The sequence below is a fragment of the Rhodanobacter ginsengisoli genome (assembly GCF_042657065.1).
Classification (GTDB): Bacteria; Pseudomonadota; Gammaproteobacteria; order Xanthomonadales; family Rhodanobacteraceae; genus Rhodanobacter; species Rhodanobacter ginsengisoli.
This window is the reverse complement of record NZ_JBHSNF010000001.1, coordinates 567105-581307: the sequence shown is the minus strand read 5'-3', so window position 1 is coordinate 581307 and position 14203 is coordinate 567105. Positions and strand designations below refer to the sequence as shown.

Genomic DNA, 14203 nt, shown 5'->3' with positions numbered 1-14203 from the left:
GCGATGACAGGTGTCATCCCGGGCGCGCCTTGCGCTGCGCGGTGTCCCGGGCCCGGTCGAGATTACCGCCGGGCCGGCATCGACTGCCACCTTGCGTCGCAAGCGACCTTCGCGGCGCGCCCGAAGTCGGCTCCGGGTCGGGGCCACGACGGCGCGGATCCGGTTTGCTACGCTTGCCGGCATGACCTACGCCATCGCCCCACCTGCCCCGACCAGCCTGCCGATCATCGGCAGCGAAGTGCGCTTCCCGATCCGCCGGGTGTTCTGCATCGGCCGCAATTACGCCGAACATGCGCGCGAGATGGGCGCCAGCGTGGACCAGACCGCCCCGATGTTTTTCTGCAAGCCAGCCGACGCGGTGGTCGGCGACGGCGCCGACGTGCCCTATCCGCAAGCCACCGGCGACCTGCATCACGAAGTCGAGATGGTGGTGGCGCTGGGTGCCGGCGGCCATGACCTCACGACGGAACAGGCTGCTGCCCTGGTATGGGGTTACGGCGTGGGGCTGGACCTGACCCGCCGCGACCTGCAGGCGCAGGCCAAGGCCAAGGGTCATCCATGGGACGTGGCCAAGGCATTCGATCACTCGGCACCGGTCTCCGCCCTGCGGCCGGCTGCCGCGACTGCGCTGGATGCAGACAGCGTGCTGCGCCTCAGCGTCAACGGCGAGGTGCGTCAGCAGACCACGCTGGGCGAGATGGTCCACGACGTGCCGCAGATCATCGCGGCGCTGTCCGGCCTGTTCGAACTGAAGGCCGGCGACCTGATCTTCACCGGCACGCCCGCCGGGGTGGCTGCCCTGCAGCGCGGCGACCGCTTTCATGCCGAACTGGTCGGCGTCGCCGAGCTGGAAGGCCGGATCGTCTGAGCCTTGCCGGCATCCCTTTGCACGATCCCGATGCCGCGCTAAAGTCTCCTGGCCATTCGGCGCACACCGGGGAGAAATGCATGAGCATGCTGCAGGAATTCAAGACCTTCGCCATGCGCGGCAACGTGATGGACATGGCCGTGGGCATCGTCATCGGCGGCGCCTTCGGCAAGATCGTCAGCTCGCTGGTCAACGACATGATCATGCCGCCGATCGGCTGGCTCACCGGCGGCATCGACTTCTCCGAGCTCAAATGGGTGATCAAGCCGGCCGACGCCAGCAATCCCGCGCACAAGATCGCCGAAGTGGCGATCAACTACGGCAGCTTCATCAACACCATCATCACCTTCATCATCATTGCCTTCGCGATCTTCATGATGATCAAGGCGATCAACCGCATGCAGCGCAAGCAGGACGAGGCGCCCGCTGCACCTGCCGCGGACGTGGTCCTGCTCACCGAAATCCGGGACCTGCTGAAGAACAAGTCGTAATACCGCTTTCCTGCGCGGGAACGAGCGGCATCGGCGGCACGGCCTCCGGCCAGATCGTGCCGAAGGCATCGCGGTGGAGCCGCTCCGACCACACCCATGACTTCCGGCCTGAGCGATCGTTGACGATCACGCCATAATCGGGGCTCCCCCAGCGGAGTTCCCCGATGCATCGTCCCCGTCTCTCCCTTCTTGTCGCCAGCCTGTTGCTGGCCAGCGGCATCGCCGGCGCCACCCCTCCCGTCACCACGATTCCAGGCACCGCGGTGAAAACCGCCGAGCGGCTGCGCGACAAGGCGCTGCACGACGACACCGGCTACCGGATCGTCACGTCGCTGACCACCGAGGTCGGCCCGCGCCTGGCCGGCAGCGACGCCGATCAGCGCGGCCGCGACTGGGCCATCGCCAAGTTCAAGGCGCTGGGTTTCGACAAGGTCTACACCGAGCCGGTGACGTATCCGCTGTGGGTTCGCCGCAGCGAGCACGGCGCCATCGTCGCGCCGTTTCCGCAGGCACTGGTGCTGAGCGCGCTGGGTTATTCGGCGGGTACGCCGAAGGGCGGACTTACCGCACAGGTCGTCCGGTTCGACAGCCTGGATGCGCTGAAGGCGGCCGCGCCGGCTGCGGTGAAAGGCAAGATCGTCTACATCGGTTACCGCATGCAGCGTGCGAAAGACGGCCACGATTACGGCATGGGCTCGGCCGTGCGCGTGACCGGGCCGGCGATCGCCGCGAGCAAGGGCGCGGCCGGCTATCTGCTGCGTTCGGCCGGTACCGATGCGCACCAGCGCATCGCCCATACCGGTGTCACCGACTTCGAGGATCCGGCCAGGGCGATCCCCGCCGCGGCATTGTCCAATCCCGACGCCGACCAGCTCGAACGCATCCTGGCGATGGGCAAGCCGGTCACCGTGAAGCTGGACCTGGACTGTGGCGTGGTCGGGGAATATACCGGCGCCAACGTGATCGGCGAAATCACCGGCCGCAAATACCCCGATCAGGTGGTGGCGATCGGTGGCCACCTGGATTCCTGGGATCCGGGCACCGGTGCGATCGACGACGGCGCCGGCGTGGCGATCGCGATGGCGGCCGGCAAGCTGATCGGCGACTTGCCGCGACGACCCGATCGCACGATCCGGGTGATCGCCTTCGCCAACGAGGAGATGGGCCTGTGGGGCGGCCGCGCTTACGCCGCGAAGCATGCCGACGAAGTGACGAAGTTCCAGCTCGGCACCGAGTCCGATTTCGGTGCCGGCCCGGTCTGGCGCATGAGCGCCAGCGTCAAACCCGGTGCGCGCGATGCGATCGGACAGATCGCGGGTGTGCTGGCACCACTCGGCGTGACCTATGACGTCTCGAAACCCGGCGGTGGCGGCTCGGATCTGTCGCAGATGCATGGCAAGGGCATGGCGGCGTTGTCGCTGACCCAGGACGGCACGCACTATTTCGACTGGCACCACACCAGCAACGACACGCTGGACAAGATCGATCCGAAGGAACTGGCGCAGAACGTGGCCGTGTATGCCGCCTTCTCCTACATGGCGGCGCAGGCCGATGGCGATTTCGGCTCGGCGACCGGTGCGTTTGCCGGCGACGGTGCCGGCGAATAACCGGGCAGCAGCGAGCAAGCGCGGGGAAGGGAGACGAGTGAAAGCCGGACTCGTTTCCCGTTCCTCTCCGCTTCCTACTTGCTGTAGTACTGCCCCGAGGCCACCAGCGGCTGCGGTATGCAGAACGTCTTCTGGCGTACGGTGATCGCGATCGGCACCAGCACGTCCTTCTCCACGCCACCGACGCTGGCGCAACGGGTATCCGCCGGCAGGCGGTAATGGATGATGCGCACGGTGTACTGCGGACACACGTCCGAACAGGGAAACTCTGCAACCACCGGCACATTCCGATAACGGCCCAGTTCCACCGTGGTGTTCATCAGGGCCGCCTTGTCCCACGGCTTGCTGGCATAAGCGCGCAAGGCGGCGGCATCCATCTGCACGGGCGAGCCCGCGCAGGCGGCCGCGCCGACGGCCAGGCCGATGCAGACGGCGAGTACGGAAATGATCGATATCAGCCGGTGCATGGTCGCTTCCTCGCATGGGGTTCGACCAGCCTAGCCGCCCCGCCCTGAACATCGCAAATTATTGCGCCCGTTTCACCGGGCTTGCAGGCCTTCGGCAGCGCGTTCGCCGGCAACTTCGGCTACGCGGGCAAGCCACACACCACCAGCGCGGTCGGCGGCAGCACGGTCATCACCCCACTCTCAACCCTGACCGGCGAGGATGCGCCCATGTGCACCGTCGACCCACAGCGGCCAGTGCGCGTTTCTTCCCGGGTAGCTGTGCGGCATGACGTCCGCGACCATGCTCAGCGGGACGCCCCACCGGCACCGAAGGCACATGCCATGCCGGTCGTCGGTTCACTCGCCGCGATCCTGCACCGACTCGGTGACATCCAGCGCCTGCAGGTTTTCCTTGATCCGGTTGAGTACCGTGATCGCCTGGGTCATCTCGGCATGGGTGATGCCGGTGGTGGCGTCGTGGCGCAGGTCCCGCGCGATCAACTCCATGTCGCCGACGATGACGCGCGCCTGCTCGGTCGTGTACAGCCGCCACGCACGGCGATCCTTCGGGTCGGGTCGACGCTCGACGAAACCGGCGGCCTGCAGGCGGTCGATCACCCGCCCCACCGCAATCGGCTCCATTTCCAGCAATTCGGCCAGTTCGGTTTGCCGCAACCCTTCGCGGTGATGCAACATCTTCGTCGCACGCCACTGCGCGCGGGTCAATCCGAATTTCACGGCGCGCCGATCAAAATGCTTGCGGAACAACAAGGTCACGTCATTGAGCAGGTAGCCGAAGCTGATGTCTTCTGTTTTGGCCATGATCCGTCGTCGTCCCGTCACACTCCGATGCATGGCCGCAGCATAAGCCGCTACCCTCCATGAAGCCATGTTCCTGAAAGTCATCACCGCCGACATCACCCGCTTGCGCATGGACGCGATCGTCAACGCGGCGAACCCGAGCCTGCTCGGCGGTGGCGGCGTGGATGGCGCGATCCACCGGGCGGCCGGCGCGGCACTGCTGCAAGCCTGCCGCAGCCTGCCCGAATGCTCCCCCGGCGTGCGCTGCCCCACCGGTGAGGCACGCATCACGCCGGGTTTCGCGCTGCCCGCGCTCTACGTGATCCACACGGTGGGACCGGTCTGGCACGGCGGCCAGGCGGATGAAGCCTTGCTGCTTGCGCGCTGCTACCGAAACTCGCTGCGGCTGCTGCGCGAACAGCAATTGCACACCATCGCATTCCCCGCCATCAGCTGCGGCGTCTACGGCTATCCCGCGGACGCTGCGGCGGTCGTGGCGACGAGCATCCTTCGCGACGAACTGCAGCACGACGATGCCATCGAGGTGACCCTGTGCTGCTTCAGCGAGGCGATGCGCGAGGTCTTCCAGCGAGCCCTCAATGCAGCTTGAATGGATACAGCGGCGGCAGGTCCGAACCCGGCTCCCCAGCGTCTTCAGCGCGCCAGGCAAAGCCGCGCTTGAACGCCTCGGCCAGCATTCCGCCGGTATCCGGCCCCGGTGTGCCTCCGGCGTAATGGCGTTCCTGCAGGGCGGCGATCGCCGCCTGTTGCCGCGGGTCGTCCAGCGCCGCCGCCAGTCCGCCCAGATGCTGGATCAGCGGCCGTTCCGTACGCGCCCACGCCAGCAGGCAGCGCACCTGGGTGGTTGGGTCGCCGCCACGCGCGGCGGCGAGAAAGGCCAGCTGCGCCTGGCGTGACGAAGGCCGTTCCACCGGTGAATTGATCGACGACATCACGCGACGCCGACGCCACAGCCACCATGCCATTGCGCTGAACAGCCACAGGCCGATGCTTGCCAACGCGATCCAGCGCCATGTCGAAGGCATCGCGGCAGTCGCCGTGTCAACCTTGCCGGCACTCGACGCGGCGGCGGGCGCGGACGGCGGCGCGGTCGCAACCCCTGCCGCGGGCAATACGGTCAAACTGTGTTCCGGAATCGTGGCCATTTCCGTCCGGTCGGTCAGCACGTTCCACCACTTCACCGTGGTCGCCGGGATCGTCAGCGTCCCGGCACGTTCCGGCACGACCGCAAACGCCTGCTGGCGTCGCCCGACCAGCCACTGGCCGTCCTGCCGGGTGCCGGTAACCGGTTTGTCCGGATACACCGTGGCGCCATCCAGCGCCGGCAGGCTGAGCGCCGGCAACGCCTCGAACGACAGCCCGGTAGCCTGCAGTTTCATGGTCAGGTTCAACGGCTGCCCCACCCGTACCGGTTGCTGCGGGTTCGGCCAGCCCTCCAGGCTGAGGCTCAGCTCGCGCGCCGGCAGCCAGGCGGTATTGCCCCAGTCGGCAGGCGCGGGCTGCACGTCGATCGACACGGCCGGCGAGCTGGCCGACACCGTCGCGCTCGCCCCGAAGAAACTGTTCGGGTCAGTCGGGTCGATCGCCTCGCCCTGAAAGTCCGCGGCGGGAATCTCGATGTGGCCGGCACGCTGTGGAATCAGGGCATAGCGTCGTTCCAGCACATGGTAGTTGCGGTCGCCGCGTTCGGTGTCGTAATTGATATCGCTTCCGATCTGGTTCAGCTCCACGCCATCCACTCTGGGCGTGTTCAGCGCGCCGCTGCTGATGCTGGTGGCGTAGTACAGCCGCAACACGTAACTCAGTTGCTGGCCGACATAACCGCGGGCGGGGTCGACCCGCGCCTCCAGGAAGACGTCCTTGCCGGTCGCCGCCGCAGCGTTCGGAGCGGCCGCGCCGACCTCCAGTTGCAGCGGCTCGGTCAGCTGGCCGGCTACGTTCAGCGCGGGGATCCGCAGCGTTCCAACATGCTTCGGCCGCAAGGCCACACCGAAGGTCAGGCTCGACGTGGCCTTGCCGTTGATCACGCTGAGGCTGCTGTTCTGCGAGGTCCCCAGGATCTCGAAGTCCTGACCGAGCACACGCAGGTCGGGCATCTGAACATCATCGCCGGCACCTTCGACCCGCAGGTTCAGGGTCACCGTGTCGCCCAGCTGCACGCTGTTGCGATCGAGCGTCGCGGTCACCTGGGCCGCATGCACCAGAGCCGGAACCAGCAGCAGGGCCAGCATCCAGGCGCCGATGAGTCGTCGAAACTTCACGGTTGTCCCTCCTCTTCCGGAACGCCGCCGTGGCGCTGTTGGTACTCGAGTTCGAACTTGCGTCGAAGCAGTGCACCGGGGTCATCCGGCACGCGTTGCAGCGCGTGCTGCAGATCGGCCGGCAGCTTCGATTGCGGATCGTCCTTCCCGATGGCACCCAATTGGTGCGGCGAGGTCTTCCCGGACGGTTTGTCCGGCCGCCCGGCCAGGGCCTGGTCCATCTGCTTCTTCAGCGCCTGCCGCGCCTTGTCGAGCTGCGCCTGCTGGGCGGCCTGTTCCTGCGCCGACGGCGGTTTCGGTTGGTCGCCGGACGCTGCCTGGCCGGAACGATCCCGGGCGGATGCGTCCTGGCCGGAACCATTCTGCCCTTGCGGCTTGCCCTGCTGGCCGGCCTGGCCGGAAGGCTTGGCGCCCTCCTGCCCGGATTTCTGCTGCGCCCCGGGCTTGCCACTCTTGCCCTGATCATCCGGCGACGACGATCCCTTGCCGCCCTCGTGGCCCTCGTGCTTCCGCTGATCCGACGACTGCTGTTTCTGCTGCTGACGCAGCCAGTCCTCGACCGCCTTGCGGTTGGCGCGGGCGTCGGCATTGGCCGGATCGAGTTTCAGCGCCTCGTCATAAGCCTTGATCGCCTGCTGATAGTGCTTCGCCCTGGCCAGGGCATTGCCCCGGTTGTATGCCGCGTCGGTGCCCGGCTGACCCTGCAAGGCGAGTACGGCCGCGGGGTAATCGCCGGCGCGATACGCAGCCGCACCGCGCCAGGCCGGATCACGCGCGAGTCGTTGTGCCCGCTTCGCATGCCCTTCCCGCAAGGCCTGCACCGCCTGCTGATCCGGGCGCTGCCACAGGTCCTGCCAGGTCGTCGCCTCGGCCGTGGCCGGCAGCATGGGAAGCAGCACCAGCGGCAACAGCAGCAGCCAGCCGCGGCGAAATGCCAGGGCCACGATCAGCAGCAAGGGCAGCAGCAGCCAGGGGCCGCGATCCTGCCACTCGTCACCGACCTGAGCCGTTGCCGTCGTTGTCGGCGCCGCACGCAATTGCCCGTGCAATGCGTCGATATCGCGCCGGTCCGCCGTCATCGTCACGTAACGGCCACCACCGGCGTTGGCCAGTGCACCGAGTGCCGCATCATCGCGGCCGGCAAGCACCATGCGACCATCCGCATCGTGCAGAAACCCGCCGTCGGGCAGTGGCACCGGTCCACCCTGCGATGTGCCGACGCCGAGTACCGATACCCGCACACCGGCCGCGCGCGCCTTGCGGGCCGCGGCCTGGGCCGCGGCATCGGCCTGGTCGGTGATCAGTACCAGCGAACCGCCACCGGCCTTGCCGTCGTGGATCAGTTGCACACCCAGCGCGATCGCCGCCGCCGCGTTGTTGCCGTCCTCCGGCATGGTATCGGGCGCCATCGCCTCGAGCAGGTCGTTCAGACTGTTCGCATCGGAGGTCAGCGGCGCCACCACGAAGGCCTCGCCGGCATAGCCGATCAGCGCATTCAGTCCGTCGCGATTGCTGGCCAGCAGATCACGCGCCTTGTAGCGCGCACGATCGAGACGGCTCGGTGCGACGTCGCGTGCCAGCATGTGCCGCGACAGCGAAATCGCCACCACTTGCGCGGCGCGACTCGCGTACAGCGGTTGCTGGATGCGGTTCCAACTCGGTCCGGCCAACGCCAGTGCACTCAGTAACCAGCCCACCATGAACAGCCACACCGGCAAGCTGCGGTTGCCGGCGCGCCCGTGCAGCAGATGCGGAAGCAGGTCGGCATCGACCAGCCGCGACAACGCCTGTTGCGCCGTGCTGCGTTGCAGACCCAGCCAATACAGCAGAGGCAGCGCGGCCAACGCGGCCAGCCACCATGGCCGAAGAAAGTGAAACTGCTGCAGCGCTTCGTTCATCCGGCTCGCTCCGCTACGCGACCGATCCGCCGCGGCACGATCACCAGCAACAGCAACACGATCGCGGCCAGCAACGGCCAGCGGAACAACTCATGTCGCGGCCGCAGGGTCGGCCCGTGCTGCGGCATCGGCTCCAGCGCATCGATCGCGCGATAGGCTTCGGCCAGTTCGCTGCTGTCGGTGGCGCGAAAGAACTGGCCGCCGGTCTCCCTGGCGATCGCGGTGAGCATGTCGGCATCCAGATCCGCCGAAGGATTGACCAGCTGGCTGCCGAAGAAACCCGGCACGCGCATCCGCGTGGCACCGATGCCGATCGTGTAGATCCGCACGCCGGCGGCCTTGGCCGTACGCGCCGCCTCGCGGGGGGTAATGTTGCCGGCGTTGTTGACGCCATCGGTCAGCAGCACCAGCACGCGAGCCTGCTCGGGCAACGCCGACAGCCGCTTCACCGCCACCGCAATCGCATCGCCGATCGCCGTCTCGCTGCCGGCCAGTCCCACCGCGGCACTCTGCAACTGCGCGCGCACGGCCGACAGGTCGTAGGTCAACGGCGTCACCAGGAAGGCCTGGCTGCCGAACAGGATCAACCCCATCTCATCGCCGCTGCGGCGACTGATGAAATCGCCCGCAATCGCCTCGACTGCACCGAAGCGGCTCACCGGCTGACCACCCAGTTCCATGTCACCGGTGCGCATGCTGCCGGACAGATCGACGGCCAGCATCATGGCGCGTCCGCTGCGCTGCTGCGCCTGGGGCGGGCCGACCCATTGCGGTCGCGCCACGGCGGCCAGCAGAAGCAGCCAGGCCAACCCCAGCGCCCAAGGGGCGATGCCGTGGCCGCGCTTGCCCGTCACCGTGGCCAGCTGCATGCCCGGCTGCGGCAGATGCAGCGCCTGTCCCGGAGCCGCCGGCCGCAGCCATCGACGGAGCAGCCACGGCAAGGGCAGCAGCACGATCACCCACGGCCATGCGAAGTCAGGCATCGGCGTGCTCCGGCGACAGCGGCTTCCAGCTTGCCGGCACCACGGCCAGACGCAACCACCGCCGCATGGCCTCGATCATGACGGCATCATCGAACGACGACGGCGGTTGATAAATCAGTCGATCCAGCGCGAGCAGATGCTCCAGCGTGGAGGCGTCGACCGGAACACGGGCCAGGGTCTGGCGCCACGCGTCACCACGCTGCTGTGCCGCCGTCGAATCATGGCGTCGAGCCACCCGCCGCAACAGTTGATGCATGCCGCTGACCAGGGCCGCCTGATCACCCGACTGCCGATGCTGGAGCACGAGGCGATCGAGTTCGCGCAGGACGTCCTGCTGTTGCCGTCGCACGCGCCGGCGGCGTCGCCACCACCAGGCAGCGGCGACCATCACGGCCAGCATCAGCGCCGCCAGCACCCACCAACCCGGCGCCGGCGGCCACCATGACGGCGCCGCGGGCAGATGGATGTCCCGCAACTGGGGACCCGGCGTGGATGCCGCCGGCACCGGCTGGACGGGCGGCATCCTCATCGTGGCGCCCTCGCCACACGGAACAGGCCAGTGACTGCGTCGAATGGATCGGCGGTGGTGTCGATGCTGCCGCAGCGCAGTCCCAGCGACCGGGCCAGCGCGCCCAGCCGGGCCGGGCCCACGCCCAGCGCATGCTGGAACTCGCGGCGCTGGCGCTCGGACTGCAGCAGCACCTCGCGGCGCTCGCCCGCATGCTCCAACGGATAACGTCCCGGCGGAGCCGGCACCAGCTCCAGCGCATCGGCTACCACCAGCACGCTCAACCCGGCATGCCGGGTGAGATCGAGCATGCGTTGGCGCGCCAGCGCATCGCAGCTGAAGCCGTCGCTGATCAGCAGCACCCGACTGGCACCATGCAACACGCGCGAGGCGCGGGCCAGCGCATCGGCCAGCGGCTCGACCTTGCCGGACGGCGGCTTCGTGTCCCACTCGGCAAGTGCACCGCATACCGCCAGCGCGCCGTGCGGCCCGGCGCGGGGACGCAGCAACTGATCGGCATGACCGAACGCCATGACGCCGACGCGCTCGCCCGCGCGTACCGCATGCCAGGCGGCCACCGCCGCCGCGCGCGCGGCCTGCACCGACTTGAAGCGCTCGCGTGTGCCGAAGTGCATGCTGGCATGCGTGTCCAGGAGGATCAGCAGGCAACCCTCGCGATCCTCCTGGAACAACTTGGTGTGCAACTTGCCGCTGCGTGCGGTGAGTCGCCAGTCGAGCCGCCGCACATCGTCGCCCGCCTGGTAGACGCGCGATTCGGCATAGTCCATGCCGCGGCCGTACAGACGGCTGGACTGTTGACCGCTGCGCATGGAGCGACTCGGCAGAGGTACCAGCCGCACGCGCCCGACCCGCGCCCGCAGTGCGATCAATTCGGCCAGCGAAACCTGGCTTCGGCCATCGCCATCGATGTAAGGCATCACGGCGGTGTTCACGGCAGCGGCACGAGATCCAGCAGGCGGTCGATCACCTGATCCGGTCGCACGCCCTCGGCTTCCGCCTCGTAACTGAGCAACACCCGATGGCGCAGGACTTCATGGGCGATGCCATGCACGTCCTCGGGCAGCACGTAATGACGCCCGTCCAGCCACGCATGCGCCCGTGCGCAGCGATCCAGCGCAATGGTGGCGCGGGGGCTGCCGCCCCACGCGATCCAGCGCTTCAGTTCGGCCCCGTAGCGACCGGCATCGCGGGTGGCCAGCACCAGCTGGGTCAGGTATTCCTCCAGCGCCGGCGCCATGTGCACCGCCATCGCCGCATCGCGTGCCGCAAACACGTCGCTCTGGCTCAGCAGCGCCGGCTGCGTCGGCAGCGGGTGTGCCCGCCGGCTGGCCTGCTCGCGCGCGAGCTTGAGGATCGCCAGCTCCGCGACCGCGTCCGGATAGCCGATTGTCACGTGCATCAGGAAACGATCGAGCTGGGCTTCCGGCAGGGTGAACGTGCCCTCCTGCTCGATCGGGTTCTGGGTCGCCATCACCATGAACAGCTCGGGTAGCTTCCAGGTACTTCGCCCCACGGTGATCTGCTGCTCGGCCATGGCCTCCAGCAGCGCGGATTGCACCTTGGCCGGCGCACGGTTGATCTCGTCGGCCAGGATGATGTTGTGGAACAGCGGTCCGCGCTCGAACTCGAAACTGCCCGACTGCGGGCGAAACACATCCGTACCGGTCAGGTCGGCGGGCAGCAGATCGGGGGTGAACTGCACCCGATGGAAATCCGCCTCGATCCGCGCGGCCAGCGCCTTGACGGCCGTGGTCTTGGCCAGGCCCGGAGCGCCTTCGACCAGCAAGTGACCATCGGCAAGCAACGCCACCAGCAGGCAGTCGATCAGGTGTGGCTGGCCGATGATGCAATGGCGCAGGTCCTCGCGCAGCTTTGCGAATGACTGCTGCAAATGGCTCAAGACAGGGATTTCAGGCATGTCCATGATCGGGTTCCGTGGTCGACGTGACGCTGGCGGCATCCGGCGATACGCGGTGGGCGCCGCCAGCGTGCTACAGACCACCATCGGCGCAGGAAGTTTAATCTGCTGTCTGCTGCATGCAGACGGCAAAAAAAAAGGCGGCCGAAGCCGCCTCTTTTTTCAGGTGCTGAAACTTACTGCAAGGTGTCGCTGAGAATACGCGGCGTCACGAAGATCAACAGCTCGGCTTTGGTGTCGTCGCGGCTCGTTTTCCGGAACAGTATGCCGATGCCCGGGATGTCGCCCAGCCCCGGAACCTTGGTCACGGTGTTGGACTTGTTGACCTCGTAGATGCCACCAAGCACCACGGTCTGCCCGTTGTCCACCAGCACAGAAGTGTTGATTTCGCGGGTGTCGATGGTCGGCACCTGGCCACTGCCGGGAACCGTCACGTAGCCGGCCAGAGCATCCTTTTTGACGTTGATGGCAAGGTAGACGCGATTGTCCGCGGTGATGGTCGGCGTGACCTTCAACTCGAGCACGGCGTCCTTGAACGCCACGGTGGCGGTACCGCTGCCGGCGGCACTGCCGCTGGTATTCTGGAACGTGACGTAGCCGATCTCCTGACCCTGCCGGATCACTGCTTCCTGCTGGTTGGCGGTGATTACCCGAGGGCTGGAGATCACTTCGCCCCGACCCTCGGTCTGCGCGGCAGACAATTCCAGGTCGAGAGCATAGTTGGCGCCCAGGATGGCCAACCCGAGACTGCCTGCAGCCCCGCTGGCAGGCAGGTTCACGTTGAGCCCACTTGCGGTGCCCTTCCCGTTGTCGGTTCCGCCGATGGAAACCACGTTGCCACCACCAGTACCAGCAGTCAGCGCCGGCACCGCCGCCGCGGCATTCTGGAACTGCGTGTTGTTCTGGCGGCCGCTCACACCAAACTTGGCACCCAGTGTGCGGGTGAAATCGTCGGTGGCCACTACGATGCGCGACTCGATCAACACCTGCTGCACTGGCTTGTCGAGCACCGCGATCAGCTCACGCAGCTGCTTTATTTTTTCCGGCGTATCGTTCAGCAACAAGGTGTTGGTGCGCTGATCGAAGGAGACGCTGCCCCGGGGCGAGAGAAAACCGTGCTGTGTATTCGCTCCGCCGCTTCCGCCGGCACCCTGCTTGCTGCCCGTAGTCAGAAGGGTCGCAATATCGGAGGCCTTGCCATAGCTGATCGGTACGTAGTCGGTCACCAGCTCGGCGGTGTCCTGCGCCTTGAGCTTGGCCTCGGCGAGATCCTGCTCGTATTTGGCCAGTTCGGCCTGCGGCGCAACCCACACTACGTTGCCATTGCGACGCTTGTCCAAGCTCTTGGCGCGCAGGATGACGTCGAGCGCCTGATCCCACGGCACATTCACCAGGCGCAGGGTGACACTGCCGCCGACGCTGTCGGACGCCACCAGATTGAGACCGGAAATGTCGGCGATCAACTGCAGCGCGGAGCGCACCGGAATGTCCTGGAAATTGAACGTCACGCGCTTGCCGTTGTAGCTCGGCTCGCTGCCCAGCTTGGCCAGCTTGGCGTCCTTGGCATCGGCTTTCTTCGGCGCCACTTCGACCACGTACTGGTCGGGAGTCTGGTAGGCCGAAGTCTCGACGTTGCCCTTGATCGCGATCTCCATGCGGGCGCCACCACCGATGCCACTATGGGTGACGATGGATTGCACCGGCGTAGCGAAGTCCAGCGTATCCAGCCGCTGAGCCAGATTGGCCGGTAGATTGGCATGGTCGATGGTGACCAGCACCTTGTCGCCCTTGCGGGTCATCTCGGCATTCGCGCCGCTGCCGCTGAAGCTGATCAGCACGCGACCCTCTCCGTTCGGACCACGGCGGAAATCGATATTGGAGATGGCCGGCCCAGCCGAGGACGAAGGCAATGCCTTGGTCGGATCGATGGTGGAGGCCGTGGTGACGGACTGATCCGTGCTGCCGTTGTTGACCGTAAGCACCAGGCTGTGGCCCTCGACCCGCGACCGATAACTGGACTCGCGCATCAGCTCGACCACCACCCGGGTACGACCGCCAGCGGATACCGCGGACACTCCGGAGGTCGAACCCTTGCCGATATCCAGATGACGCGCAGCGGCATTGTCGGTATCGGCAAAATCCACTGCGATACGCGGCGGATTGCCGGTGGTGAATATTTTCGGCTGCGGCACGGGACCATCGCCGAAGTTCATGTGCAACTCGACGCTGCCCCCAGGCAGGGCGTCGTAGCTGATGTCCTTCAGCGTGGTGGTCGCTGCCATCGCAGCACTGGCCCAGGTGGCACCGGCGATCAGCAGGCCCATCAGCATGTAACGGCTCGCATGGCGCATGACTCGGCCCCGGACGGATTGGATTTGGT

General features: G+C 66.9%; 13 protein-coding genes. 4 read left to right on the top strand and 9 right to left on the bottom strand.

Annotated features, from left to right (window positions below; translation table 11 throughout):
- Positions 1 to 181: 181 nt before the first annotated feature.
- The 3 genes from ACFPPA_RS02435 (at position 182) to ACFPPA_RS02425 (ending at position 2966) form a co-directional block, all read left to right on the top strand.
- Positions 182 to 868: a fumarylacetoacetate hydrolase family protein gene (locus ACFPPA_RS02435; protein WP_377316926.1), complete on the top strand. Its 687-nt coding sequence runs from the start codon at positions 182 to 184 to the stop codon at positions 866 to 868.
- 80 nt (positions 869 to 948) lie between these two features.
- The gene (gene mscL / locus ACFPPA_RS02430; RefSeq protein WP_377316924.1) at positions 949 to 1359 is read left to right on the top strand and encodes a large-conductance mechanosensitive channel protein MscL; all 411 of its coding nucleotides are present in this window, start codon (positions 949 to 951) and stop codon (positions 1357 to 1359) included.
- Positions 1360 to 1523: 164 nt separating this feature from the next.
- Complete coding sequence (locus ACFPPA_RS02425) at positions 1524 to 2966, top strand: M20/M25/M40 family metallo-hydrolase (RefSeq protein WP_377316922.1); 1443 nt, start codon at positions 1524 to 1526, stop codon at positions 2964 to 2966.
- A 74-nt stretch (positions 2967 to 3040) separates the two neighbouring features.
- On the opposite strand, the gene ACFPPA_RS02420 is transcribed toward ACFPPA_RS02425, so the two are convergent.
- Positions 3041 to 3433 (bottom strand): hypothetical protein, encoded by a 393-nt coding sequence (locus ACFPPA_RS02420; RefSeq protein ID WP_377316920.1) that lies wholly within the window; start codon positions 3431 to 3433, stop codon positions 3041 to 3043.
- A gap of 336 nt (positions 3434 to 3769) precedes the next feature.
- A complete protein-coding gene (locus ACFPPA_RS02415) occupies positions 3770 to 4234 on the bottom strand; it encodes a MarR family winged helix-turn-helix transcriptional regulator (protein WP_377316918.1) in 465 nt (154 codons plus the stop codon).
- A 67-nt stretch (positions 4235 to 4301) separates the two neighbouring features.
- On the opposite strand from ACFPPA_RS02415, the gene ACFPPA_RS02410 reads away from it, so the two are divergent.
- On the top strand, positions 4302 to 4823 hold the full coding sequence (locus tag ACFPPA_RS02410; protein WP_377316916.1) for an O-acetyl-ADP-ribose deacetylase: 522 nt from the start codon (positions 4302 to 4304) through the stop codon (positions 4821 to 4823).
- Here ACFPPA_RS02410 and ACFPPA_RS02405 read toward each other — a convergent pair.
- The 7 genes from ACFPPA_RS02405 to pilQ all read right to left on the bottom strand — a co-directional run bounded on the left by ACFPPA_RS02405 (position 4810) and on the right by pilQ (position 14174).
- Positions 4810 to 6495 carry a BatD family protein gene (locus ACFPPA_RS02405; protein WP_377316914.1) on the bottom strand — a complete coding sequence of 562 codons (1686 nt, stop codon included), beginning with the start codon at positions 6493 to 6495 and terminating at the stop codon, positions 4810 to 4812. The genes ACFPPA_RS02410 and ACFPPA_RS02405 overlap by 14 nt on opposite strands.
- Positions 6492 to 8393, bottom strand: coding sequence for a VWA domain-containing protein (locus ACFPPA_RS02400; protein WP_377316912.1), 1902 nt, complete (start codon positions 8391 to 8393; stop codon positions 6492 to 6494). The genes ACFPPA_RS02405 and ACFPPA_RS02400 overlap by 4 nt, the downstream gene beginning before the upstream one ends.
- The gene (locus ACFPPA_RS02395; RefSeq protein WP_377316910.1) at positions 8390 to 9376 is read right to left on the bottom strand and encodes a VWA domain-containing protein; all 987 of its coding nucleotides are present in this window, start codon (positions 9374 to 9376) and stop codon (positions 8390 to 8392) included. The genes ACFPPA_RS02400 and ACFPPA_RS02395 overlap by 4 nt, the downstream gene beginning before the upstream one ends.
- Positions 9369 to 9899: a DUF4381 domain-containing protein gene (locus tag ACFPPA_RS02390; protein WP_377319426.1), complete on the bottom strand. Its 531-nt coding sequence runs from the start codon at positions 9897 to 9899 to the stop codon at positions 9369 to 9371. Before ACFPPA_RS02390 ends, ACFPPA_RS02395 begins: the two co-directional genes overlap by 8 nt.
- 2 nt (positions 9900 to 9901) lie before the next feature.
- Positions 9902 to 10822, bottom strand: coding sequence for a DUF58 domain-containing protein (locus ACFPPA_RS02385; protein ID WP_377316908.1), 921 nt, complete (start codon positions 10820 to 10822; stop codon positions 9902 to 9904).
- Between the two features lie 11 nt (positions 10823 to 10833).
- The gene (locus ACFPPA_RS02380; RefSeq protein ID WP_377316906.1) at positions 10834 to 11829 is read right to left on the bottom strand and encodes an AAA family ATPase; all 996 of its coding nucleotides are present in this window, start codon (positions 11827 to 11829) and stop codon (positions 10834 to 10836) included.
- A 170-nt stretch (positions 11830 to 11999) separates the two neighbouring features.
- Positions 12000 to 14174, bottom strand: coding sequence for a type IV pilus secretin PilQ (gene pilQ, locus ACFPPA_RS02375; RefSeq protein ID WP_377316904.1), 2175 nt, complete (start codon positions 14172 to 14174; stop codon positions 12000 to 12002).
- Positions 14175 to 14203 lie beyond the last annotated feature (29 nt).